Origin of the sequence: Streptosporangium sp. OZ121, assembly GCF_051918885.1 — a bacterium.
In the GTDB taxonomy this organism is placed as follows: domain Bacteria; phylum Actinomycetota; class Actinomycetes; order Streptosporangiales; family Streptosporangiaceae; genus Streptosporangium.
In genome coordinates, this window is the sequence record NZ_JBPXMC010000004.1 from 87,763 (window position 1) to 112,100 (window position 24,338).

Sequence of the window (24,338 nt, forward strand, 5' to 3'; positions counted from 1 at the left end):
GCTCTCCTGCGGTCTGGCCCGCGCTCCGGCCGGGGCCGCGCCCGGACGCGCGCGGAGCGGTGGCGAAGGGGTTTCGAGGGTGCCGCCTGGGCGGGGGGCCGCTCCGGGAGCGTCACCGCGCCAAGGGGCTCCGGGAGCGTCGCCGCGCCAGGGGATTGCGGGAGTGTCGCCGGAGCCGGGGATCTCGAGGGCGTCACCGGAGCTCACGCCCGGTCAGTTCCAGGAAGACGTCCTCCAGGGTGCGCCGCTCGATGCTGAGGTCGTCGGCGGTCACCCCCTCGGCGGCGCACCAGGTCGTCACGGTGGCCAGGAGGCCGGGCGCGACCTGCCCCTCGATGATGTAGTGCCCCGCCGGCGACTCCTTGGCCGCGCTGCCGGCGGGCAGGGCGGCGAGCAGCTCGTCCAGGGCGAGGCCGGGCCGGGCGCGGAAGCGCAGCTGCCGCTCGGCGCCGGTGAGGGAGGAGGGCGTGCCCTCGGCGACCACCCTGCCGCGGTCGATGATCACGATCTGGTCGGAGAGCTTCTCCGCCTCGTCCATGTGGTGGGTGGTGAGCACCACCGAGACCCCGCTCGCGCGCAGGTCCCGCACCAGCTCCCAGCAGGCGTGCCTGGCCTGCGGGTCCAGACCCGCGGTCGGCTCGTCGAGGAAGACCAGCTCGGGGCGGCCGATGACCGCCCCCGCCAGCGACACGCGCTGCTGCTGGCCGCCGGAGAGCCTGCGGTACGGGGTGCGGGCGTGCTCGCTCAGCCCCAGCCGCTCCAGCAGCGCCGCCGGGTCGAGCGGGTGGGCGTGGAAGCGGGCCATCAGCCGCAGCCACTGCCCGCAGCGGGACGCGGGGGGAACGCCGCCCGCCTGGAGCATCACCCCGACCCTGGCCCGCAGTTCCGGTCGTGACGGGTCGAGCCCGAGCACCCTCACGGTGCCGTCGTCGGCCCGGCGGAATCCCTCGCAGATCTCCAGGGTGGAGGTCTTGCCGGCCCCGTTGGGGCCCAGTACGGCGGTGACCGCGCCTCGGGCGGCGTTGAAGGTCAGGCCGTCGATCGCGGTCGTCCCGCCGTATCTCTTGACCAGGTCGACGATCTCGACGGCTGGGGAGTCCATGGCCACGAGTTTAGGGACTGCGCCCGCCGGTCACGCTCCCGGACCACGCGTCCGGGGCCGCCGCGGCCCTGTTTCCCGGCCGGGGCCGGACCCGCCCGACTGGCTGTTAAAGGTTTTTCTGAGGAAATTTCCGAAATACAGGAATTCGGATGACCAGCTGATGGTTGAGACGCTTCGGCCCCTGTGGGCTCATCGTCGCCCGTGACCAGCGGGCGTGGCCTGCAACCAAAAGGGGACACGGGTATGACCGCGGCCGTCGTCGAGCCGGAGGTGGCGCCGATCGCACGGCGCAGGACACTGCTGCTGCTCATCCTGGGCGCGCTGTCGGCGGTGGGTCCTCTCTCGATCGACATGTACCTGCCCGCCTTCCCCTCCATCGCCGCCGACCTGGGCACCGGGCAGGCGCAGGTGCAGCTCACCCTCACGGCCTGCCTCGTCGGGTTCTCCATCGGGCAGGTCGTCGCGGGCCCGATCAGCGACACGCGCGGCCGGCGCGGCCCGCTGCTGGTCGGCATCGCCGCCTACGCCGCCGCCTCCCTGCTGTGCGCCTTCTCCCCGTCGGTGTACGGGCTGGTGGGGTTCCGCCTGCTGCAGGGCATCGCGGGCGGCGCCGCGCTGGTGATCGTCCGCGCGGTCGTCCGCGACCTGTACGAGGGGGCGGCCATCGCCCGGATCTTCGCCACCCTCATGCTCGTGACCGGCCTCGCGCCGATCCTGGCCCCGATCGCGGGCGCGCAGCTGCTCGACCACACCTCCTGGCGGGGCGTGTTCGTCGCGCTGAGCGTCGCGGGACTCCTGCTGCTGGCCGCCGCGCTGTCCGGGGTGCGCGAGACGCTGCCCGCCGACCGGCGCGAGAGCGGCGGGCTCCGGCACACCCTCGTCATCTTCTGGCACCTGCTCCGCGACCGCTCCTTCATGGCCGCCACCCTGGCCGGGGGGCTGGGCTTCGCGGCCATGTTCGCCTACATCTCCGGGTCGCCCTTCGTGCTCCAGGACGTCTACGACACCTCGGCGCAGACCTTCTCCCTGGTGTTCGGGCTGAACGCGCTCGGCCTGACCGTCACCGCGCAGATCGGCGGGCGCCTCGCCGGGCGGCTGGACCCGGCCAGGCTGATCGTCGCCGGGCTGCTCATGAGCGTGGCCGGGGCCGCGGGGGTGCTCGTCGCGGCCCTGTTCCACCTGCCCCTGCCGGTGCTGGTCGCCGCGCTGTTCGTGATGATGTGCGGTGCGGGTTTCGTCCTGCCGGGCAGCGGCGCGCTCGCCCTGGCCGGCCAGCCCCAGCAGATCGCCGGGAGCGCGGCCGCGCTGACGGGCGTGCTGCAGTTCGCGCTCGGCGCGCTGGCAGCCCCGCTGGTTGGTCTGGGCGGTGAGGGATCGGCCCTGCCGATGGCCGTCGTCCTGGCCGGTTTCACCCTCGCAGCGCTCGCCGCCTTCGTCGGGCTGCGGGGGACCTCGCGGAGCGTTTCCCCAGCTTAGGTAAGGCTTACCTGCGTGACGAACCACATTCGGTCGACCGTACATCGGGTTTGTAACTGGGGAAGCAATTACGGCACACTGATGTTGTGAAATACGTGACCGGGATGCAGGGCACCGAGGGAGCCGCCGCCGCGCGGCCCTCCGGCGTGTCCGCCGAGCGCAGCACGCGAGCGCGTGTCGCCCGGCTCATCCTGGAGCACGGACCCATCACCGCCGCCGCCCTCGGCGAGCGGCTCGGCCTCACTCCCGCCGCCGTGCGCAGGCACCTCGACGCCCTGCTGGCCGAGGGAATGGCCGAGGCCCGCACCGCCAGGCCGCGGGGCCAGCGCGGGCGAGGGCGACCGGCCAAGCTGTTCGCGATCACCGACGCGGGCCGCAGCGCCTTCGAGCACGCCTACGACGGCCTCGCCGGGAGCGCGCTGCGTTTCCTGGCCGAGCGTGTGGGCGAGGAGGCCGTGGCGGAGTTCGCCAGGTCACAGGTGGCCGGCCTGGTCGACCGCCTGCGGCCGAGGATGAGCGAGGTCCCCGCCGACCAGCGGGTCCGCGTGCTGGCCGAGGCACTGTCGGCCGACGGCTACGCCGCCTCGGCGAGCAAGGCCAGCCTCGGCGGCGAGCAGCTGTGCCAGCACCACTGCCCGGTGGCGCACGTGGCCGCGGAGTTCCCGCAGCTGTGCGAGGCCGAGACGGAGGCGTTCGGGCGCATCCTCGGCACCCCCGTGCAGCGGCTCGCGACCATCGCCCACGGCGACGGCGTGTGCACCACGCACGTGAGTCCCCGCAGAACCCCCGGGCCGGGCGCCAGAGAGCCCGCGACGGGTTTTTCGGCACCCGATCCGGCGCTACCGCCGGCAATCCACGAAACGATCGACACATCGAGCAAGGAGACCGGAAGGTGACTGTCACCGACCGCCCGGAGCTGGAAGGCCTCGGGAATTACAAGTTCGGCTGGGCCGACTCGGACGCCGCGGGAGCGACGGCCCGGCGTGGCCTGTCCGAAGAGGTCGTCCGCAACATCTCCGCGCTGAAGAGCGAGCCGGAGTGGATGCTGGACCTTCGTCTGAAGGGGCTGCGCCTTTTCGGTAAGAAGCCCATGCCCAACTGGGGTTCCGACCTCAGCGGGATCGACTTCGACAACATCAAGTACTTCGTGCGCTCGACGGAGAAGCAGGCCGCCTCCTGGGAGGACCTGCCCGACGACATCAAGAACACCTACGACAAGCTCGGCATCCCCGAGGCGGAGAAGCAGCGCCTGGTCGCCGGCGTCGCCGCCCAGTACGAGTCCGAGGTGGTCTACCACAAGATCCGTGAGGACCTTGAGGAGAAGGGTGTCATCTTCGTCGACACCGACACCGCGCTCAAAGAGCACGAGGAGATCTTCAAGGAGTACTTCGGGACCGTGATCCCCGTCGGCGACAACAAGTTCGCCGCGCTGAACACGGCCACCTGGAGCGGCGGCAGCTTCATCTACGTGCCGCCGAACGTCAACGTGGAGATCCCGCTCCAGGCCTACTTCCGGATCAACACCGAGAACATGGGCCAGTTCGAGCGGACCCTGATCATCGTCGACGAGGGCTCCTACGTCCACTACGTCGAGGGCTGTACCGCGCCGATCTACTCCTCCGACTCGCTGCACAGCGCGGTCGTGGAGATCATCGTGAAGAAGAACGCGCGCTGCCGCTACACGACCATCCAGAACTGGTCGAACAACGTCTACAACCTGGTCACCAAGCGCGCCGTGGCGTACGAGGGCGCGACCATGGAGTGGGTCGACGGCAACATCGGTTCCAAGGTCACCATGAAGTACCCGGCCGTCTACCTCATGGGTGAGCACGCCAAGGGCGAGACCCTCAGCGTCGCCTTCGCCGGTGAGGGCCAGCACCAGGACGCCGGGGCCAAGATGGTGCACCTCGCGCCGAACACCAGCTCCTCGGTGATCTCCAAGTCTGTCGCCCGCGGCGGCGGCCGCACCTCCTACCGCGGCCTGGTCCAGATCGAGGAGGGGGCGCACGGCAGCGCCAGCACCGTCAAGTGCGACGCGCTCCTCGTCGACCAGATCAGCCGCTCCGACACCTACCCCTACGTGGACGTGCGCGAGGACGACGTCTCCATGGGGCACGAGGCCACCGTCTCCAAGGTCTCCGACGACCAGCTCTTCTACCTGATGAGCCGCGGCATGGGCGAGGACGAGGCGATGGCGATGATCGTCCGGGGCTTCGTCGAGCCGATCGCCCGCGAGCTCCCGATGGAGTACGCCCTGGAGCTGAACCGCCTGATCGAGCTGCAGATGGAAGGGGCCGTCGGCTGATGGGTCTCGACACCGGAAAACCCCTGTCGACCCTCCACGAGAAGGCCTCGTACGACGTGGCCGACTTCGCGGTACCGACCGGCCGGGAGGAGGAGTGGCGCTTCACCCCGCTCTCCCGGCTCAAGGGCCTGCACGAGGGCGTCGCGGCCTCCGCGAACGTCGTCGTGCAGGTCGACGCCGCCCCCGAGGTCACCGTGGAGACCGTCGGCCGCGACGACCAGCGGGTCGGTAAGGCATACGTGCCCGCCGACCGGGTCAGCGCCCAGGCCTACGCCTCCTTCGAGAAGGCCACCGTGCTCACCGTCCCGCGCGAGGCCGTCGCCTCCAAGCCGACGGTGATCACCCTCACCGGGTCCGGGCAGGGCGCCGCGTACGGCCACACGGTCGTGCGGCTGGAGCCGATGGCCGAGGCCGTGGTCGTCCTCGACCACCAGGGCAGCGCCGTCTACGCCGACAACGTCGAGTTCGTCGTGGGCGAGGGCGCCACGCTCAAGGTCGTCAGCCTGCAGGACTGGGCCGACGACGCCGTGCACGTCTCCCACCACCACGCCCTGCTGGCCAAGGACGCGACCTTCCGCGGCTTCGTGGTCACCCTCGGCGGCGACCTGGTCAGGCTGTCCCCGTCGGTCTCCTACGAGGGCCCCGGCGGCGACGCCGAGCTGAACGGCCTCTACTTCGTCGACGCCGGCCAGCACCTGGAGCACCGCCTGCTCGTCGACCACTCCAAGCCCGGCTGCCGCAGCAACGTCGACTACCGCGGCGCGCTGCAGGGCCAGGACGCCCACGCGGTCTGGATCGGCGACGTCATCATCCGCGTCGAGGCCGAGGGCACCGACACCTACGAGCTCAACCGCAACCTGCTGCTCACCGACGGCGCCCGCGCCGACTCGGTGCCCAACCTGGAGATCCTCACCGGCGAGGTCGCCGGGGCGGGTCACGCCAGCGCCTCGGGCCGTCTCGACGACGAGCACATCTTCTACCTCCAGGCGCGCGGGATCCCCTTCGAGGACGCACGCCGCCTCGTCATCAGGGGCTTCTTCGCGCAGCTGCTGGAGAAGATCGAGGTTCCCGAGCTTCGCGAGCGGGTGCTCGCCCGGGTCGAGGCGGAGCTTGAGAAGTGACGTTCGAGAAGGTCTGCAAGCTCGCCGACATCCCCGACGAGGGAGTGATCGGCCTTGAGGTCGGCGACACCCCCGTCGCCCTGGTCCGCCGGGGCGAGGAGGTCTTCGCGCTGCACGACGTCTGCTCCCACGCCGAGGTGAAGCTCAGCGAGGGAGAGGTCTACGACGGCACCCTGGAGTGCTGGCTGCACGGCTCGTGCTTCGACCTGCGCTCGGGCAAGCCCACCGGGCCGCCCGCCAACAAGCCCGTCCCCGTATACCGAGTAAAGATCGATGGCGATGACGTCCTCGTCTCGCTCTCGAAGGAGTCATAAAGTGTCTGACACGAGCCGAGTTCCCTCGGGTTCCACCCTGGAGATCCGCGACCTGCACGTCACCGTCGCCGACAAGGAGATCCTGCGCGGCGTCAACCTGACCGTGCGGGCCGGCGAGACCCACGCCATCATGGGCCCCAACGGCTCGGGCAAGTCCACGCTCGCGTACGCGATCGCCGGCCACCCCAAGTACACGATCACCAGCGGCCAGGTCCTGCTCGACGGGGTCGACCTGCTGGAGCTCACGGTCGACGAGCGCGCCCGCGCCGGCCTGTTCCTCGCCATGCAGTACCCGGTCGAGGTCCCCGGCGTCAGCGTCTCCAACTTCCTGCGCACCGCCGTCACCTCCGTCCGCGGCGAGGCCCCCAAGCTCCGCGAGTTCGCCAAGGACCTCAAGTCCGGCATGGACGCGCTGTCCATCGACGCGGCCTTCGCCCAGCGCAACGTCAACGAGGGCTTCTCCGGCGGCGAGAAGAAGCGCCACGAGATCCTCCAGCTGGAGCTCCTCAAGCCGAAGATCGCCGTCCTCGACGAGACCGACTCCGGCCTCGACGTCGACGCGCTGCGCGTGGTCTCCGAGGGCATCAACCGCTTCCGCTCCGACGAGACCGGCGTGCTGCTCATCACCCACTACACCCGCATCCTGCGCTACGTGAAGCCGGACTTCGTCCACGTCTTCTCCGCCGGGCGGATCGTGGAGCAGGGCGGCCCCGAGCTCGCCGAGAAGCTCGAGGCGGAGGGCTACGAGGCCTACACGAAGGCGTCGGCCTGATGGACACCGGCCTTGACGTGGAGAGGATCAGGAAGGACTTCCCGGTCCTGTCCCGCGAGCTTCCCGGCGGCAGGCCGCTCATCTACCTCGACTCGGGCAACTCCTCGCAGAAGCCGACCCAGGTGGTCGAGGTGATGCGCGAGCACATGGCGATGCACTACAGCAACGTCGGCCGTGCGATGCACGTGCTGGGCGCGGAGTCCACCGAGGCGTACGAGGACGCCCGCGACAAGGTCGCCGCCTTCATCGGCGCGCCCGACCGCGACGAGGTCGTCTTCACCAAGAACGCCTCCGAGGCGCTCAACCTGGTGGCGTACGCCTTCGGCAACCCCATCGGCACCGACCCCCGCTTCCGGCTCGGCCCGGGCGACGAGATCGTCATCTCCGAGATGGAGCACCACTCCAACATCGTGCCGTGGCAGATGCTCGCGCAGCGCACCGGCGCGACGCTGCGGTGGTTCTCCGTCACCGACTCCGGCCGCCTGGACCTGTCCAACCTCGGCGAGCTCGTCAACGAGCGCACGAAGATCGTCTCGATCGCGCACCAGTCGAACGTGCTGGGCACGGTCAACCCGGTCGCCCCGGTGCTCGCCAGGGTCCGCGAGGTCGGCGCGCTGATGATGCTCGACGCCTCCCAGTCGGTGCCCCACCGGAAGGTGGACGTGGCCGCGCTGGGCGTCGACTTCCTCGCCTTCACCGGCCACAAGCTCCTCGGCCCGTCGGGGATCGGCGTGCTGTGGGGCCGCGGCGAGCTGCTCGAGGCGATGCCCCCGTTCCTGGGCGGCGGCGAGATGATCGAGGCGGTCTGGATGGACCACTCGACCTACGCGCCCGCGCCGCACAAGTTCGAGGCGGGCACCCCGCCCATCGTCGAGGCCATCGGTCTCGGTGCCGCGATCGACTACCTGTCCGAGATCGGGATGGACGCCGTCACGCGCCACGAGCGCGAGCTCACGGCGTACGCGCTCGACGCCCTGGGGGAGGTCCCGGGGCTGCGGGTGATCGGCCCGCTGGACCTCGAGGACCGGGGCGGCACGGTCTCGTTCACCATGGAGGGGATTCACCCGCACGACGTCGGGCAGATCCTGGATGACAACTTCGGGGTGGCCGTGCGCGTGGGGCACCACTGCGCCCGCCCGCTCCACCTGAGGTTCGGGATTCCCGCGACCACGCGGGCGTCCTTCTACCTCTACAACACACCGGCCGAGATCGACGCCCTGGTCCGCGGCCTCCACCACGTGCGGAAGGTGTTCGCCTAGCCATGCCCGAGCAGTCGAGCCGGCGAGCGGGCGGACGGCGGGCGGCGGACGCCCGCCGCACGGCGCCCGGCGACGCGCGAGCGTACGGCGCAGCGAACGAGAAGGTGAGCACGGCCCTATGATCGCCGAGTCCATGTACCAGGAGCTGATCCTGGAGCACTACAAGCACCCGCAGGGGAGGGGGCTCCGCGATCCGTACGACGCCGAGGTCCACCACGTGAACCCGACGTGCGGTGACGAGATCACCATGCGCGTGAAGCTGGGCGACGGCGGCAAGGTCGAGGACGTCTCCTACGACGGGCAGGGCTGTTCCATCAGCCAGGCCGCGGCCTCCGTGCTGCACGAGCTGGCCACCGGCTCGACCGTCGACGACACCCTCGGCGTCGTGGACGAGTTCACCCGGCTCATGCAGGGCAGGGGAAAGGTGGAGGCGGACGAGGACGTGCTGGGCGACGCCGTCGCCTTCGCCGGGGTCGCCAAGTTCCCCGCCCGGGTGAAGTGCGCGCTACTGGCGTGGATGGCCTACAAGGACGCGGTCGTGAGGAGCACCAAATGAGCAAGGCTGTAGAGACCCCCACCACGGCCTACGACGGGGACACCACCCATGACGAGGTCATGGAGGCTCTCAAGGACGTCGTGGACCCCGAGCTCGGCATCAACGTCGTCGACCTGGGCCTGATCTACGGGCTCCACCTGGACGCCGCCGAGCAGGGCGGCGAGGCCGCAGAGGGCGCCCAGGGCGCCGCTCTGCCGGTCGCCACCATCGACATGACGCTGACCAGCGCGGCCTGCCCGCTGACCGACGTCATCGAGGACCAGGCGCACTCGGCCCTGGAGGGCATGGTCTCCGACGTGAAGATCAACTGGGTGTGGCTGCCGCCGTGGGGCCCGGACAAGATCACTGACGAGGGGCGCGAGCAGCTCCGGATGCTGGGTTTCAACGTCTGAGAAGTGGTTTCCGGTACGGCTCGCACCCCCCGGGGTTCGGGCCGTACCCAATTGTGTGAGAGGATTTCCGAGGCCGGGAAGAAAAGCCCGGCCAGGAGTGTTGACTCCAACCGACGGACAAGCGGCCGGCCGATGCCGGACGCCCCGACCGAACTCGGCACTGCGAACGCCGGGTATGCTTGATCGTGGTTTGACTGCGTGCGGGTAAGCTAGACCCGCCCCGTGCGGTGCGCCTCGACTTGCACCGCACCACCGCCCCCATGTGGGCGTTGATCCAGCGCGGCCTCAGGCCGCGCGTTCCAGGCTCGTCCTTTCGCAGAAGTGACGTGCCCCGTTCTTCTATCGAAAGGCACGAGTCTTCGTGACCATGCTTGACGCTGTTCTGCCCGAAATCACCGACATCACCGAGATCTCCCAGGCCCCCGCAGGCGTGTCCGAGTTCACTCTCCTCGGCCTGCCGAAGCCGCTGGTGACCGGTCTCTCCCGTTCGGGCATCGACAGTCCCTTCCCCATCCAGCGGGCCACGATCCCCGACATTCTCGCCGGTCACGACGTTCTCGGCCGCGGCCAGACCGGCTCCGGCAAGACGCTCGCCTTCGGCCTGCCCATGATGACCCGCATCGCCGGCGCCAAGGCCCGTCCCGGCCACCCGCTGGCCGTCGTCCTGGTCCCGACCCGCGAGCTCGCCATGCAGGTGACCGACGCGCTCGAGCCGCTCGGCCGCGGCCTGTCGCTGCGGATGAAGACCGTCGTGGGCGGCATGTCCATGGGCCGCCAGATCGAGGCGCTGCGCCGCGGTGTCGAGGTCGTCGTGGCCACCCCCGGCCGCCTGACCGACCTCATGCAGCAGGGTGAGTGCATGCTGGACGAGGTCCAGGTGACGATCCTCGACGAGGCCGACCACATGTGCGACCTCGGTTTCTTCCCGGTCGTCAGCGCGATCCTGCAGCAGACCCCGGCCGACAGCCAGCGCCTGCTGTTCTCCGCCACCCTCGACGGCGACGTCGACAAGCTCGTCCGCCGCTTCCTCACCAACCCGGTGACCCACTCGATGGCCCCGGCCGCCTCCTCGGTCGACACCATGGAGCACCACGTGCTGGAGGTGCACCGCGACGACAAGTTCCCGGTGACCGCCGAGATCGCCAACCGCGAGGGCCGGACCATCATCTTCGTGCGCACCCAGCACGGGGTCGACCGGCTGTGCAAGCAGCTCGCCCAGGTCGGCATCCGGGCAGGCGGCCTGCACGGCGGCAAGCGCCAGAACCAGCGCACCCGCATCCTGGCCGAGTTCAAGGAAGGCACGATCAACGTCCTGGTCTGCACGGACGTCGCGGCCCGCGGCATCCACGTCGACAACATCAGCCTCGTGCTGCACGTCGACCCGCCCCAGGACCACAAGAGCTACCTGCACCGCGGTGGCCGTACCGCCCGCGCCGGGGAGAAGGGCACCGTCATGACGCTGGTGCTCCCCAACGAGCGCCGCTCCACCGACTCGATGACCCGCCGCGCGGGCATCAAGCCGTTCCGCATCAAGGCCACCCCGGGCCACCCGCGCCTGGAGGAGGTCGCCGGAGCGCGTACGCCCAGCGGCGAGCCGATCCCGGTCTGGGAGCCCTCGGCGCCGGCCGCCAAGCAGCGTCAGGGCCGTGGCGGCTTCGGCGGCAACGGTGGCGGCGGGCGTGGCCCGCGCCGCTTCCGCTCCGACCGTCCCGCTCACGGCGCCGGTGAGGGCTCCCAGCCCCGCGAGCGTTCCTTCGGTGACGACAACCGCGGCGGCGGTGCCTCCGGTGGCGGTCAGTACCGCTCCGAGCGCCCGGCCGGCGGCGGTTACCGTTCCGAGCGCCCGGCGGGCGGTGGCTTCCGCTCCGAGCGTCCCACCGGTGGCTACCGCGGTGGCGAGCGGCGCGAGCCGTTCCGCGCCGACCGTCCGGCCCCGGCTGGCGGCGGGTACCGCTCCGAGCGTCCCGGGGGCGAGCGCGAGCCGTTCCGCGGCGAGCGCCAGGGCGGCGGCTTCCGCGGCGGGGAGTTCCGCGCCGACGGCCGCGGCTCCGCCCCGCGCGGTGGCGGCAGCCGCTACGGCCGCTGATCACGCTGATCACCTCGTAGGGCCCGAGGGTCCTACCGCGACACCCTGAAGGGCCGGTACGGCATCCGCCGTACCGGCCCTTCGGCTTTCCGGGATTTTTCGAGGTTCTCCGGGGCTTCCGAGGTTTTCCGGTGCTTTGCCCGGGGCTTCGCGCGAGCGTGCCGATGCCGAGCCGGTGCCCGCCTGGCGCCCGCTCGCCGGCGGCATGTCGTCCTGGCCGGACCTCCCCGGTGGCCGGTGGGACAACGGTGACCGGGGTCGATGCCGGTGGCTGCCGGATCCCGTGGTTGACGATCTAGCTTCAGCCGTCATTATGGCTGTATATCCCGCTATTTCCGTTCAGCTTCGAATGCCCTGGGGGCCGGGCACTCTCCGCCGGGCTGCCCGCATGATCAATTGATGCGTCCGGGATCTCCGAGATAAGAGGATAAATGCGCCTTTTGTGGTCCAGCCTCCGTGTTCTCGCTCGCCTTTCCCTCGTCGTCCTGACGGCCACGGCCGGGGCCGTCGCCGCCGTTCCCCCCGCGTCCCACGCCACGTCCGCCGTTCCCCACGCCGCGTCCCCAGCGTCCCCAGCGTCCTCGGCGTCCGCCGCGCAGAGTTACCGCGTCCTGCAGCTCAACCTCTGCCACAGCGGCGTCAACACCTCCTGTTTCAACGGGGCCAACGTCATCCAGGAGGCGCGCGACATCATCGGCGCCAGGCAGCCGCAGGCTGTCACGCTCAACGAGATCTGCCGCGACGACCTGGCCCAGCTGGCCCCCTCGATGGGGAACGGCCACCAGGCGTTCGCCCCGGCGCTGCGGCCCGACGGCACGCCGGTGCGCTGCGTCAACGGGGACGAGTACGGCAACGGGCTGCTCTTCCGCGCCACCGGGGCGACGAACTTCTCCGGCGTCTACGCCACCCAGGACGGCGGGAGCGAGAGGCGCGTCTACGTGTGCGCCGAGTTCCCCGACCTCACCGGTTGCACCACCCACCTGTCGACCACGGGGAGCGTCGCCATGGCGCAGTGCAAGGCCGCCATCGCCATGCTGCGCGACCGGGGCGCCGCTACCAGGCCCACCTTCCTGGCCGGTGACTTCAACATGAGGTACGCGCCGCTGTTCGGGCAGAACGTCCAGAACTGCAACTCCGCTCCCTTCTTCAGGAAGGGGGACGGGGCCGTGCAGCACGTCTTCGCGGCGAGCATGGGCTTCGAACGCACCGACGTCATCTCCATGAGGTACACCGACCACCCCGCGCTGCTCGTCACCCTGACCAAGCCATGACGGGGCCGTGACGAGGCCGTGACGAGGTACTGCCGGTCAGGCCCCTGGCCGGGACCCGGCCGGCGGGGGCGGGGGAGCGGTGCTGCCCCTGGGGGTGAGGCGGGCGGCCTCGTCCTGGTACGGGCCGGCCTCCTCCCCGGCGACGAGGGAGAGGAGCCTGCGAGCGGCGTGGGCGCCATAGGCGGAGATGTCGCGGCTCAGCGCGGTGAGCGGCGGGCGGACGACCCGGGAGAGCGGGGAGTCGTCCCAGGCGACGAGGGACAGGTCGCGCGGGACGTCCAGGCGCAGGTCCTGGGCGGCCGACAGTCCGGCGACGGCCATGATGTCGTTGTCGTAGACGATCGCGGTGGGCCGGACGGGGGAGCTGAGCAGGCGCCGGGTGGCGCGGGCGCCCTCCTCGCCGGTGTGGTCGGTGTGCACGGTCACGTGCTCGGCGACGCCGTCGCAGGCCTCGGCGAAGGCGCGGTCGCGAAGCACGGTGTGCACCAGGTGCGGCGGCCCGGCGACCCTGGCGATCCTGCGGTGGCCGAGCGCGGCGAGATACTCCACCGTCTCGCGCACGGCGCCGCCGACGTCGGACCAGACGGGGACCAGCGACCCCGCCCCCGACGGATCGCCGATCACCACGGCCGGCAGGCCCAGCGCCTCGAAGGCGGGGATCCGGGGGTCGTCCACGTGCAGGTCGACCAGGATGGCGCCGTCGACGCGGCCCTCTCCCCACCAGCGGCGGTAGACCGCGACCTCCTGCCCGTGGTCGGCGACCACCTGCAGCATGAGCGCGTACGAGCGCGCCGACAGCTCGCCCTCGATGCCGCTGACGAGCTCCATGAAGAAGGGGTCCACGCCGAGGGTGCGCGCCGGGCGGCACAGGGCCAGGCCGACGGTGCGGGACCGCGCGCCGTTCAGGGCGCGGGCCGCGCTGCTGGGACGCCAGCCGATCTCCTCGGCGATCGCCAGGATCCTGGCGCGGGTGCCTTCCGAGACGCCGGGCTGCCCGTTGAGTGCGTACGAGACGGCGCCCTTCGAGACCCCGGCCCGCCTGGCGACGTCCGAGATCGTCGGTCTCCTCATGATCCTCTCTCCCCGGCCGCTCCCCTCCTGACTGCGGTGATTGTAGCTGAACCGGTCTAGCCGCCTATTGACAGTGCAGACACATTGACTTTACGGTCGCGTTACTTATCCGGTTCAGCAAGCGCATGCGGTCGCGTTTAAATCGGTTGGGAGCGCTCCCATGCTGGAGAGGAGACTGTCGATGCGGATTCGACGAAGGTTCGCGATCCTCGGGGCGGCGGCCTGCGTGGCCTGCATGGCCGCGGCGGGTTGCACCGGCGGGTCCACCACACCGTCCGCTCCGAGCGCGGCGCCGCAGGGTTCCGGCGGAGCGGCCCCGTCGGCCGGAGCGGGCGGGGCGGGCGACGCGAACGCCGCGTTCCCCCGCAACGAGACCCTGTACACCAGCGGCACCCAGTGGGGTCCCCCGGCCAACTGGAACCCGCTGCGGACCTGGGACTCGGCCGTCGGCACCAAGGGGCTCATCTACGAGACCCTGTTCCTGTACGACCCCCAGACGGACAAGTTCACCCCCTGGCTGGCCGAGAGCGGCACCTGGACGGACGACAAGACCTACGAGCTCAAGCTCCGGCAGGGGATCACCTGGGCCGACGGCAAGCCCTTCACCGCCGACGACGTCGTCTTCACGGTCGAGCTCGGCAAGATGAAGACCGTCCCCTACGCCAACCTGTGGGACTGGCTGGAGAAGGCGGAGGCGGTCGATCCGGGCACGGTCAAGTTCACCTTCTCCAAGGCCAACTACCAGCAGTGGGCCAACTGGGTCTACGGCAACGCGATCGTCCCCAAGCACATCTGGGAAGGTCTCTCCGAGGAGGAGGTGCTGAACGGCGTCAACGAGAAGCCGGTCGGCACCGGGCCGTACGCCTACCACAGCCACGACCAGGACCGGATGGCCCTGGTCAAGCGGGACGGCTGGTGGGCCACCGCCGCGCTGGGCAAGGACGTCAAGCCCAAGTACGTCGTCGACATCGTCAACTCCAGCAACGAGGTCGCGATGGGCCTGCTGCTGCAGAAGGGCCTGGACCTCAGCAACAACTTCCTGCCCGGGGTGGCCAACCTCGTCAAGGGCAACTTCGGCGTCCAGACGTACTATCCGGAACCGCCCTACATGCTCTCGGCCAACACCGCCTTCCTGGTGCCCAACACCACGAAGAAGCCGATGAACGACCCCGCCTTCCGCAAGGCGCTCGCCAACTCCATCGACACCAAGAAGATCGTCGAAGGCGTCTACGGCAACCTGGTCAAGGCGGCGAGCCCGACCGGCCTGCTGCCGCAGTGGGACAAGTACGTCGACCAGGCCGTGGTGAGCGAGAAGGGCTTCTCCTTCGACACCAAGAAGGCGAAGAAGCTGCTGGCCGACGCCGGGTACAAGGACGGCGACGGCGACGGGTTCGTGGAGAACAAGGACGGCTCCAAGGCCTCGCTGAAGATCATCGTGCCGGCCGGGTGGACCGACTGGATGGAGGCGAGCCGGGTCATCGCCGAGGGCGCCAAGGCGGCCGGGATCGACCTCACCCCCGACTTCCCCGACTACAACGCGCTGGTCGACCAGCGCACGTCCGGCAAGTTCGACCTGCTGCTCAACAACGAGCGGCAGCTGTCCAACACCCCCTGGATGTACTACGACTACATGTTCCGGCTGCCGATCAACAAGCAGCAGAACACCGTCAACTTCGGCCGCTACGAGAACAAGAAGGTCTGGGACCTCGTCCAGGAGCTCGACGGCAAGAAGGCCGACGACGCCGAGGGCATGAAGCAGGTCGCCTCGGAGATCCAGAAGATCCACCTGGACGATCTGCCGGTGATCCCGCTCTGGTACAACGGCCTGTGGGCGCAGACCAGCAACGCGGTCTGGACCAACTGGCCGTCCTCGGCCGCGGGCACCCCCAAGACCCCGCCGACCATGTGGCGCAACTGGCTGGAGCTGGGCGGGGTGCTGACCCTGACCGAGCTGAAGCCCGCCGGCGGCTGACCCCGCGATCCTCATCCCTCTCCCCGCGCGCCGCCCGGACGTCCCGCCCGGACTCCCGACCGGACCGTCCGCCCGGACTCCGGGCGGACCCGCCGGGCCCCGTTCCGGGGCCGCGCGGGGGAGGGGCTCATCTCGCCGATTCTGGAGGATCGCGTGCGACGCTACTTCGGCCGGAAGCTGCTCGTGTACGGGCTCACCTTCCTCGTGGCCGTCACGATCAACTGGATGATCCCGCGCTTCATGCCCGGTGACCCGGTCCAGAGCATGCTGGCCAGGGCCAACGTGTCACAGCCCGCCGCCGTGGAGGCGATGCGCGCCCACTACACGAACCTGTTCGGGCTCGACCTGCCGCTCTGGGAGCAGTACGCCAACTTCTGGGCCGCGCTCTTCCGGGGCGACCTGGGCACCAGCATCTGGCTGTTCCCCACCCCGGTGACCGACGTCATCGTGCGGGCGGTGCCGTACACGCTGGCGCTGCTCATCCCGTCCATCCTGCTCAGCTGGTGGGCGGGCAACAGGTTCGGCGCCTTCGCGGCCAGGCGGAAGTGGCTGGACAACACGGCCCTGCCGATCGGGTACGTGCTCACCGCCACGCCCTACATGTGGCTGGCCATCCTGATGGCCTGGGGGCTGGGCGTCGTCGCGGGGATCTTCCCCGTATCCGGCGGCTACAGCTTCTCCATGCGGCCCGACTGGTCGTGGGAGTTCCTCGGGGACCTGGCGCTGCACTGGTTCCTGCCGTTCGTCTCGCTCTTCCTCGTCGCGTTCGGCGGCTGGGCGATCGGCATGCGCAACATGATCATCTACGAGCTGGAGGCCGACTACTCCACCTACCTGTCCTCGCTCGGGGCCTCGCAGCGGCTCATCCGGCGCTACGCGTTCAGGAACGCGGTCCTGCCGCAGATCACCGGCCTGGCCCTGCAGCTCGGCGTGCTCGTGGCCGGAGCCCTGGTCACCGAGATCGTCTTCTCCTATCCGGGGCTGGGTCACCTGATCCTCAAGGCGATCCAGAACCAGGACTTCTTCCTGCTGCAGGGGGCCTTCCTGTTCATCGTCGTGGGCGTGCTGATCGCCAACTTCATCATCGACATCGTCTACGTCCTGGTCGATCCGCGTACCAGGACCGGGATGGGAGGGGATGCCGCGTGACCGCCGTGCCCGCGGACCCGCGCCCGGAGGGGAAGGCCGCCGTGACGGCCGTGCCCGCGAGGCGCCGCGAGGGTCTGTATTTCGCGATGCGCAACGGGAAGCTGCTGGCGGGGCTGGCCGTGCTGGTCCCGCTGCTCGTCCTGGCCGTCGCCGCTCCCGTGATCGCCGGAGGCGACCCCAACGCCTACGTCGCCACCCCCGCCTCGCCGCCCTCGGCGGAGCACTGGTTCGGCACCACCATGTTCGGCCAGGACATCTTCGCCCAGTTCGTCTACGGCCTGAGTCTCACCTTCCAGGTGGGGGTGCTCGGCGGAGGGCTGGCCGCGATCATCGGCATGACGGTCGGCTTCACCGCCGGATACCGGGGCGGGCTGGTCGACGAGGTGCTGAACATGCTCACCAACATCGTCCTGGTCCTGCCCGCGCTCGCGGTGCTGCTGATCGTCAACGCCTACCTCGGGGTCCGCAGCGTCGGCGTGCAGGCGCTCTTCATCGGGCTCACCTCCTGGCCCTGGGCGGCCAGGGCCATCAGGGCCCAGACGTTCTCGCTGCGCTCGCGCGACTTCGTGGACCTGGCCAGGCTCAGCGGGGTGCGCACCTGGAAGATCATCGCCAGGGAGATCGCGCCCAACATGAGCTCGTACCTCTTCATGACCTTCATCCTGCTGTTCGGCGGGTCGGTCCTGATCGCCGCCTCGCTCGACTTCATCGGCCTCGGCCCCAGCGAGGGCGTCTCGCTCGGCCTGATGCTCAACAACGCGGCCCGCTGGAGCGCCCTCCACCTGGGCATGTGGTGGTGGTTCGTCCCGCCGGGGGCCGGGATCACCGCCATCGTCGGCGCCCTCTACGTGATGAACGTCGGCCTCGACGAGGTGTTCAACCCGAAACTGCGGGAGCTGTGAATGACTCTGCGCGTGAACGACCTGCGGGTCCACTACCGGACCCTGCGCGGCGAGGTGCGGGCGCTCGACGGCGTCGGCTTCGACGTCGGCGACGGCGAGATCCTCGGCCTGGCGGGCGAGTCCGGCTGCGGCAAGACGACCCTCGGCAAGAGCCTCATCAGGATGGACGGCCGGATGCGGCTGGCCGGGGGCGGTGCCGAGCTGGACGGCGAGGAGCTGCCGATCGGCGACGACCGCCGGATGAACCCCTTCCGCTTCAAGCGGGTCTCCCTCATCCCGCAGTACTCCATGAGCGCGCTGAACCCGACCAGGAAGATCGGCCGGATGGTCGCCGAGCTGCTCGCCTCCCGGGGCGAGCGCCTCGACGTCACCGAGCTGGAACGTCGTCTCGACCTGGTCGAGCTGCCCCGCGACGTCCTGGACCGCTACCCGATCGAGCTGTCGGGCGGGATGAAGCAGCGGATGGTCATGGTCGTCTCCACCCTGCTCGACCCGTCCCTGCTCATCGCCGACGAGATCACCTCCGCGCTCGACGTGTCGACCCAGAAGGCCGTGGCCAGGACTCTGGTGGAGTTCAGGGACCGGGGTTTCGTGCGCAGCATGATCTTCATCACCCACGACATCTCGCTGACCTACCAGATCGCCGACACGATCATGGTCATGTACGCGGGGAGGCTGGCCGAGAAGGCTCCGGCGGGGGTGATCGTCAACGAGCCGCGCCATCCGTACACGCGGATGCTGATCTCCTCGCTGCCCGAGGTCGGCGTCCGCCACGCCGAGCGCAGGCTGTCGGGCATCCCCGGGAGGCCTCCCTCGCTGCTCGACCCGCCCTCCGGCTGCCGGTTCAGGGACCGCTGCCCGCTCGCCTTCGAAAGATGCGCGGAGGACCCTCCGCCGGTCGAGGTCGCCCCCGGCCACCACGTCGCCTGCTGGAAGGCCTGACCCGAAGGATTTCGGACGATGCTGAGACTCGAAGGGGTCACCAAGACCTACAGGGTGGGTGCCTTCGGCACCGCGACCCTCACCGCCGTCGACGACGTGAGCCTGGACCTGGCGCCGGGGGAGGTGGTCTCCCTCATCGGCGAGAGCGGCAGCGGCAAGACGACCCTCGGCAAGACCGTCCTCGGGCTGATCCGCCCGACGAAGGGCGTGATCACCCTCGACGGCGCCCCCGCCAGGCCGGGCAAGGCGTACTACCGGCACGTGCAGGGCGTGTTCCAGGACCCGTTCAGCTGCTACAACCCGATCTTCAAGGCCGACCGGGTGCTGCAGATGATCAAGGACGAGTACTTCCCCGGCGTCGCCGCCTCCGAGTGGGACGGCAGGATCGACGCGTCGCTCAAGGACGTCGGCCTCGACCCCGGGCAGATCCTGGGCCGCTACCCGCACCAGCTCAGCGGCGGCCAGCTGCAGCGCCTGCTGATCGCCAGGGCGCTCCTGCTCGACCTCAGGTACCTCGTCGCCGACGAGATCACCAGCATGCTCGACGCGTCCACCAGGATCGACGTCCTCAACCTGCTCGCCGACCTGAAGTCGCGCGGCCTCGGGGTGCTGTTCGTCACCCACGACCTGTCGCTGGGCAACTACATCAGCGAGCGGGCCGTGGTCCTGTACCGGGGGCAGGTGGTCGAGTCCGGTCCCACCGGCATGGTGTTCGGCAACCCCCTCCACCCGTACACGGCCAGGCTGCTGTCGTCGGTGCCCAGGCTCACCGCCCGGTGGGACGGCGAGCCCGCCGCCCCCGCCGAAGACGTGCGGGAAGGACCCTCCACACTGGTGGAGGCCGAACCGGGTCATCTCGTCCGGCGGGGCGACACCGCATCCATGGGGAGTGTGAATTGAGGGCGCTACACGACGGCTGGACCCTTCACCAGGTGGGCGGGGACATCTCCCGCGTCCCGGCCACGGTGCCGGGGTGCGCGCACACCGACCTGCTGGCCGCCGGGCTCATCGAGGACCCGTACCTGGACGACAACGAGAACCGGCTGACCTGGATAGGCCGCTCCGGCTGGGACTACGAGACGGTCTTCGTCTGGCACGCCGACGGGCACGACCGCACCGACCTGGTCTGCGAGGGCCTCGACACGGTCGCCACGGTCGAGCTCAACGGCGTCCGGGTCGCGAGCACGGCCAACCAGCACCGCTCCTACCGCTTTCCCGTACGGGAGCTGCTGCGCGAGGGCGAGAACACGCTGCGGGTGCGCTTCGCCTCCCCGGTGGAGTACGCCGAGGCGCAGCGGGCCGCGCTGGGCGACCGGCCCGGCAGCTACGAGGCGCCCTACCAGTTCATCCGCAAGATGGCCTGCAACTTCGGCTGGGACTGGGGCCCGGCGGTGGTCACCTCCGGCATCTGGCGGCCCATCGGCCTGGACGGCTGGAGCGGGGCCAGGCTGGCGTCGGTTCGGCCGCTGGTGAGCACCGACGGATCCGACGGGCGGGTCGAGGCGCACGTCACGGTCGAGCGCGCCGGCGACACCTCGGCCGCGCCCCTCACCGTGACCGTGAAGGTGGCCGGGGCGGTGGCGGAGACGGTGCTGGCCCCCGGCGAGCGCGAGGCCGTCCTGGAGGTACGGGTGCCCGAGCCCCGGAGGTGGTGGCCGCGCGGCTACGGCGCGCAGGACCGCTACGAGCTCACCGTGGGCCTGTCCGGACAGGGCAGCGAGGCGCGGGGGGACACCTGGACGCGGCGGATCGGCTTCCGCGACGTGCGCCTGGACCGGACCGGCGAGGGCTTCACCGTGGTCGTCAACGACGTGCCGGTGTTCGTGCGCGGCGTCAACTGGATCCCCGACGACTGCTTCCCGGCCCGCGTCACCCGCGAACGCCTGGCCGAACGCTTCGGCCAGGCCCTGGACGCGAACGTCAACCTGCTGCGCGTCTGGGGCGGCGGCCTGTACGAGAGCGAGGACTTCTACGACCTGGCCGACGAGCTCGGCCTGCTCGTCTGGCAGGACCTCCCCTTCGCCTGCGCCGCCTACCCCGAGGAGGAACCCTTCGCCACCGAGGTCGAGGCCGAGGTCCGCGAGAACCTCGCCCGGCTGTCCTGGCGCCCCTCCCTGGCGCTGTGGTGCGGCAACAACGAGGCCCTCGAAGGCCACGCCGACTGGGGCTGGCAGGACGAGCTGGACGGGCGCACCTGGGGCGCGGGCTTCTACCACGGGCTGTTCCCGGCCCTGGTGGCCGAACTCGACCCCACCCGCCCCTACTGGCCGGGCAGCCCGTACTCCGGCCACCCCGGCCTGCCGCCCAACGCCCCCGCCCACGGCACCACCCACATCTGGGACGTGTGGAACCGTGAGGACTACACCCACTACGCCACCTACGCCCCCCGCTTCGCCGCCGAGTTCGGCTTCCAGGGCCCGCCGGCCCACACCACGCTGCGCGACGCCGTCAGCGGCGAGCTGACCCCCGACGCGCCCCTGGTGCTGCACCACCAGAAGGCCCACGAGGGCAACGCCAAGCTCCTGCGCGGCCTGGGCGAGCACCTGCCGGCCCCGGAGACCTACGACGACTGGCACTACCTGACCCAGCTCAACCAGGCCAGGGCGGTCACCTTCGGCATCGAGCGCTTCCGCGCCCTGGCCCCCTACTGCGCCGGCACCATCGTCTGGCAGCTCAACGACTGCTGGCCGGTCACCTCCTGGTCGGCCGTCGACGGCCGCGGCCGGCGCAAACCGCTGTGGTACGCGCTGCGCCGCGTCTACGCCGACCGCCTCCTGAGCGTCCAGGACGGCGCCGTGGCCGTGGTCAACGACGGCCCGGAACCCTGGACGGGCGAGCTGGAACTCCAGCGGCTCGCCCTGAGCGGGGAACCGCTGGCCAAGGAGAGCGTCCGGATCGACGTGGCCCCCCGCTCGGTGACGAGCGTGCCGCTCCCGGACCCGGTGGCCGTCCCGGGAGACCCGTCGGCCGAGCTGCTGTCGGTACGGCTGGACGGGCACCGCGCGCTCCACTTCTTCGCCGAGGACACCCGCGTCGCCTTCCCCGCCGCCGCCTACGACACCGAGGTGGCCGAGGCACAGGGCGGCGGCCTGGACGTCACCGTCACCGCCCGCACCCTCCTGCGCGACCTGGCCCTGTTCCCCGACCGCCTCGACCCGGCCTCCTCGGTCGACGACATGCTCATCACCCTGCTGCCCGGCGAGAGCGTCACCCTGCACGTCACCGGCTCGCCCGACCCCGCCGCCCTCGTCAGCCGCCCGGTGCTGCGCTGCGTCAACGACTGAACGCCCCGGGAAGGTTTCCGGCCCTCCGCTGGAAAGGGGACGACGACCGGGCGGCGCGCGTCCCAGAGCGTGGACCTGCACGCGCCGGGGGCCGACGGCCCGTTAGGCTTGACGGGCACATCCGACGACGCCGAGAGAGATCATGAAGACCTTCGAAGAGCTGTACGCCGAGCTGTCCGACAAGGCGCGCACCCGGCCCGAGGGCTCGGGCACCGTGGCCGCGCTGGACGCCGGGGTCCATGCCATCGGCAAGAAGGTCGTGGAGGAGGCCGCCGAGAGCTGGATGGCGGCCGAGCACGAGTCGAACGAGCGGGCGGCCGAGGAGATCTCCCAGCTCCTCTACCACGTGCAGGTCCTCATGATCGCCAAGGGGATCGGACTGGACGAGGTCTACAAGCATCTGTGAGCCGGTGCGCCCGGCTCCGGTTCTCGTAGGCAATCCCGTCCACCTGTAAGGAAGCCCGCCATGCTCCGTCTCGCCGTACCCAACAAGGGCGCCCTCACCGAGGGTGCCCAGACGATCCTCAAGGAAGCCGGATACCGCGTCCGCAAGGACAGCAAGGAGCTCGTGGTCGCCGACCCGGAGAACTCCTGCGAGCTGTTCTTCCTGCGGCCCAAGGACATCGCCGTCTACGTCGGCGAGGGCACCCTGGACGCCGGGATCACCGGCCGCGACATGCTCCACGACTCCGGGGCACGGGTCGAGGAGATCATCCCGCTCGGCTTCGGCCGCTCCACCTTCCGCTTCGCCGCCAACCCCGGCGACTTCGACTCCGTCGCCGACCTCAAGGGCAGGCGCGTCGCCACCGCCTACGCGGGGCTGCTGGAGACCTACCTCGCCGAGCAGGGCGTCGAGGCCCGGGTGATCAAGCTGGACGGCGCGGTCGAGACCGCCATCCGGCTGGGCGTGGCCGACGCCGTGGCCGACGTCGTGGAGACCGGCACCACGCTGCGCAACATCGGCCTGGAGGTGTTCGGCGAGCCGATCACCCGCTCCGAGGGTGTGCTGATCAAGGGGGTCGGCGCCGAGGAGACCCCGGGCCTGCGGCAGCTCATCCGCCGCCTGCAGGGCGTGCTGGTGGCGCGCGACTACGTGATGATGGACTACGACATCCGCGCCGAGCGGATCGAGGAGGCCATCGCCCTCACCCCCGGCATGGAGGGGCCGACGGTCTCCCCGCTGCACCGGGAGGGCTGGGTCGCGGTCCGGGCCATGGTCCCGCGCAAGGGACACCAGCAGATCATGGACCAGCTCTGGGAGATGGGGGCCAAGGCCATCCTGGTGACCGCCATCTTCGCCTGCCGTCTCTGAGCCGCGCCCTCGCCCGCCGCCCCGGCCCGTAGCCCCCGGCGTCCCGGGTGCCCCGGGTGCCCCTGCGGGCCCGCCCCGCGTTCCCGTGGCGCCGGGGCGGCTCGCCGCCGAGGCCGAAGGAGCGGACCTGCCCGCCCGGCCGGACCCGCGGTCAGGAGGAGAGCGTCGCGGCCTCCTCGGCCTCGATCTGCTCGTTCCACTCGCGCTTGGAGGAGCGCCAGGCCTCGTCGTCGCGGCCCAGGCGCCAGTAGCCCGAGATGGAGAGTCTCGCCAGCGGGATGCCGCGCTCGGCGCGCAGGTGGCGCCTGAGGTCGCGGACGAAGCCCGCCTCGCCGTGGACGAAGGCGTGCACGTCGCCGTCGGGGAAGTCGAGCTCGCGGACCGCCCTGACCAGCAGCTCGCCGTACGGGGCGCCCCCGCGGTGCAGCCAGACGATCCGCGCGTCACCGGGGGAGTCGATCTTCTGCTCCTCCTCGGGGCCCTCGACCTCGATGAAGGCCCAGGCCGGTGCCCCGGCGGGGAGGTTCTCCAGGGCGACGGCGATGGCGGGCAGCGCGCTCTCGTCTCCCGCGAACAGGTGCCAGCCGGCCTCGGGGTCGGGCGCGTACGCGCCGCCGGGGCCGAAGAAGTGGACCTCCTCGCCCGGCCGGACCCGGTCGGCCCACGGCCCCGCCAGACCGCTGTCGCCGTGGTGGACGAAGTCGATCGTCAGCTCGCCCGCGTCGGCGTCCCAGCGGCGGACGGTGTAGGTGCGGGTGGTGGGCCACTGCTCGCGGGGCAGGTCGCGGCGGATCGCCTCCATGTCGAACGGCCGGGGGTAGCTCACCCCGGCCGGGGCGAACAGCAGCTTGACGTAGTGGTCGGTGTACTCGTCCGCGCGGAAACCGGCGAGACCCTCGCCGCCGAGCACCACCCGGATCATGTGGGGGGTGAGCCGCTCGACCCGCCGGACCAGGCCGCTCGTCACCTTCGGTGCGCGGCGCCCGGCCTTCTCGTCTGCCATGTGTCACTCCGTGGGGGTCCAAGTTAGGTAAACCTAACTCGTACCATAC

22 protein-coding genes are annotated in these 24,338 nt (G+C 70.7%); 19 read left to right on the top strand and 3 right to left on the bottom strand.

From position 1 onward, the window contains the following. Positions 1 to 193: 193 nt before the first annotated feature. Complete coding sequence (locus ACTOQ1_RS10365) at positions 194 to 1,102, bottom strand: ABC transporter ATP-binding protein (RefSeq protein WP_440066048.1); 909 nt, start codon at positions 1,100 to 1,102, stop codon at positions 194 to 196. A 243-nt stretch (positions 1,103 to 1,345) separates the two neighbouring features. Here ACTOQ1_RS10365 and ACTOQ1_RS10370 point away from each other — a divergent pair, with 243 nt between their 5' ends. The 11 genes from ACTOQ1_RS10370 to ACTOQ1_RS10420 all read left to right on the top strand — a co-directional run bounded on the left by ACTOQ1_RS10370 (position 1,346) and on the right by ACTOQ1_RS10420 (position 12,654). Next, positions 1,346 to 2,578 (top strand): multidrug effflux MFS transporter, encoded by a 1,233-nt coding sequence (locus ACTOQ1_RS10370; RefSeq protein ID WP_440066049.1) that lies wholly within the window; start codon positions 1,346 to 1,348, stop codon positions 2,576 to 2,578. Positions 2,579 to 2,682: 104 nt separating this feature from the next. Continuing rightward, positions 2,683 to 3,474, top strand: coding sequence for a helix-turn-helix transcriptional regulator (locus ACTOQ1_RS10375; RefSeq protein WP_440066539.1), 792 nt, complete (start codon positions 2,683 to 2,685; stop codon positions 3,472 to 3,474). Continuing rightward, positions 3,471 to 4,883: a Fe-S cluster assembly protein SufB gene (sufB, locus tag ACTOQ1_RS10380; RefSeq protein ID WP_350967904.1), complete on the top strand. Its 1,413-nt coding sequence runs from the start codon at positions 3,471 to 3,473 to the stop codon at positions 4,881 to 4,883. The genes ACTOQ1_RS10375 and sufB overlap by 4 nt, the downstream gene beginning before the upstream one ends. Then, on the top strand, positions 4,883 to 6,004 hold the full coding sequence (gene sufD, locus ACTOQ1_RS10385; RefSeq protein ID WP_440066050.1) for a Fe-S cluster assembly protein SufD: 1,122 nt from the start codon (positions 4,883 to 4,885) through the stop codon (positions 6,002 to 6,004). The genes sufB and sufD overlap by 1 nt, the downstream gene beginning before the upstream one ends. Continuing rightward, complete coding sequence (locus ACTOQ1_RS10390) at positions 6,001 to 6,318, top strand: Rieske (2Fe-2S) protein (protein WP_362685816.1); 318 nt, start codon at positions 6,001 to 6,003, stop codon at positions 6,316 to 6,318. The genes sufD and ACTOQ1_RS10390 overlap by 4 nt, the downstream gene beginning before the upstream one ends. 1 nt (position 6,319) lies before the next feature. Further along, positions 6,320 to 7,090 carry a Fe-S cluster assembly ATPase SufC gene (gene sufC / locus ACTOQ1_RS10395; protein WP_440066051.1) on the top strand — a complete coding sequence of 257 codons (771 nt, stop codon included), beginning with the start codon at positions 6,320 to 6,322 and terminating at the stop codon, positions 7,088 to 7,090. Continuing rightward, positions 7,090 to 8,349: a cysteine desulfurase gene (locus ACTOQ1_RS10400; protein ID WP_440066052.1), complete on the top strand. Its 1,260-nt coding sequence runs from the start codon at positions 7,090 to 7,092 to the stop codon at positions 8,347 to 8,349. Before sufC ends, ACTOQ1_RS10400 begins: the two co-directional genes overlap by 1 nt. 118 nt (positions 8,350 to 8,467) lie before the next feature. After that, the gene (sufU, locus tag ACTOQ1_RS10405) at positions 8,468 to 8,905 is read left to right on the top strand and encodes a Fe-S cluster assembly sulfur transfer protein SufU (protein ID WP_362685821.1); all 438 of its coding nucleotides are present in this window, start codon (positions 8,468 to 8,470) and stop codon (positions 8,903 to 8,905) included. Next, a complete protein-coding gene (locus ACTOQ1_RS10410) occupies positions 8,902 to 9,297 on the top strand; it encodes a metal-sulfur cluster assembly factor (protein WP_440066053.1) in 396 nt (131 codons plus the stop codon). The genes sufU and ACTOQ1_RS10410 overlap by 4 nt, the downstream gene beginning before the upstream one ends. A gap of 367 nt (positions 9,298 to 9,664) precedes the next feature. Beyond that, positions 9,665 to 11,383 carry a DEAD/DEAH box helicase gene (locus tag ACTOQ1_RS10415; protein WP_440066054.1) on the top strand — a complete coding sequence of 573 codons (1,719 nt, stop codon included), beginning with the start codon at positions 9,665 to 9,667 and terminating at the stop codon, positions 11,381 to 11,383. A 431-nt stretch (positions 11,384 to 11,814) separates the two neighbouring features. Further along, on the top strand, positions 11,815 to 12,654 hold the full coding sequence (locus tag ACTOQ1_RS10420; RefSeq protein WP_440066055.1) for a hypothetical protein: 840 nt from the start codon (positions 11,815 to 11,817) through the stop codon (positions 12,652 to 12,654). A 36-nt stretch (positions 12,655 to 12,690) separates the two neighbouring features. Here ACTOQ1_RS10420 and ACTOQ1_RS10425 read toward each other — a convergent pair whose 3' ends face one another. Further along, on the bottom strand, positions 12,691 to 13,725 hold the full coding sequence (locus tag ACTOQ1_RS10425) for a LacI family DNA-binding transcriptional regulator (protein ID WP_440066057.1): 1,035 nt from the start codon (positions 13,723 to 13,725) through the stop codon (positions 12,691 to 12,693). A gap of 181 nt (positions 13,726 to 13,906) precedes the next feature. Here ACTOQ1_RS10425 and ACTOQ1_RS10430 point away from each other — a divergent pair, with 181 nt between their 5' ends. The 8 genes from ACTOQ1_RS10430 to hisG all read left to right on the top strand — a co-directional run bounded on the left by ACTOQ1_RS10430 (position 13,907) and on the right by hisG (position 23,286). Then, positions 13,907 to 15,697 carry an ABC transporter substrate-binding protein gene (locus ACTOQ1_RS10430; protein ID WP_440066058.1) on the top strand — a complete coding sequence of 597 codons (1,791 nt, stop codon included), beginning with the start codon at positions 13,907 to 13,909 and terminating at the stop codon, positions 15,695 to 15,697. Positions 15,698 to 15,850: 153 nt separating this feature from the next. Beyond that, a complete protein-coding gene (locus ACTOQ1_RS10435) occupies positions 15,851 to 16,846 on the top strand; it encodes an ABC transporter permease (protein WP_440066059.1) in 996 nt (331 codons plus the stop codon). After that, a complete protein-coding gene (locus ACTOQ1_RS10440) occupies positions 16,843 to 17,748 on the top strand; it encodes an ABC transporter permease (RefSeq protein WP_440066060.1) in 906 nt (301 codons plus the stop codon). The genes ACTOQ1_RS10435 and ACTOQ1_RS10440 overlap by 4 nt, the downstream gene beginning before the upstream one ends. After that, positions 17,749 to 18,690 carry an ABC transporter ATP-binding protein gene (locus ACTOQ1_RS10445; RefSeq protein ID WP_440066061.1) on the top strand — a complete coding sequence of 314 codons (942 nt, stop codon included), beginning with the start codon at positions 17,749 to 17,751 and terminating at the stop codon, positions 18,688 to 18,690. It abuts the gene before it with no gap. Positions 18,691 to 18,708: 18 nt separating this feature from the next. Further along, positions 18,709 to 19,590, top strand: a complete 882-nt coding sequence (locus tag ACTOQ1_RS10450) for an ABC transporter ATP-binding protein (protein ID WP_440066062.1) — start codon at positions 18,709 to 18,711, stop codon at positions 19,588 to 19,590. After that, complete coding sequence (locus ACTOQ1_RS10455) at positions 19,587 to 21,974, top strand: glycosyl hydrolase 2 galactose-binding domain-containing protein (RefSeq protein WP_440066063.1); 2,388 nt, start codon at positions 19,587 to 19,589, stop codon at positions 21,972 to 21,974. The genes ACTOQ1_RS10450 and ACTOQ1_RS10455 overlap by 4 nt, the downstream gene beginning before the upstream one ends. Positions 21,975 to 22,116: 142 nt before the next feature. Next, positions 22,117 to 22,380: a phosphoribosyl-ATP diphosphatase gene (locus ACTOQ1_RS10460; protein ID WP_012892448.1), complete on the top strand. Its 264-nt coding sequence runs from the start codon at positions 22,117 to 22,119 to the stop codon at positions 22,378 to 22,380. Positions 22,381 to 22,440: 60 nt separating this feature from the next. Beyond that, on the top strand, positions 22,441 to 23,286 hold the full coding sequence (gene hisG / locus ACTOQ1_RS10465; protein WP_440066064.1) for an ATP phosphoribosyltransferase: 846 nt from the start codon (positions 22,441 to 22,443) through the stop codon (positions 23,284 to 23,286). A 151-nt stretch (positions 23,287 to 23,437) separates the two neighbouring features. Here hisG and ACTOQ1_RS10470 read toward each other — a convergent pair whose 3' ends face one another. After that, complete coding sequence (locus ACTOQ1_RS10470) at positions 23,438 to 24,289, bottom strand: siderophore-interacting protein (protein ID WP_440066065.1); 852 nt, start codon at positions 24,287 to 24,289, stop codon at positions 23,438 to 23,440. Positions 24,290 to 24,338 lie beyond the last annotated feature (49 nt).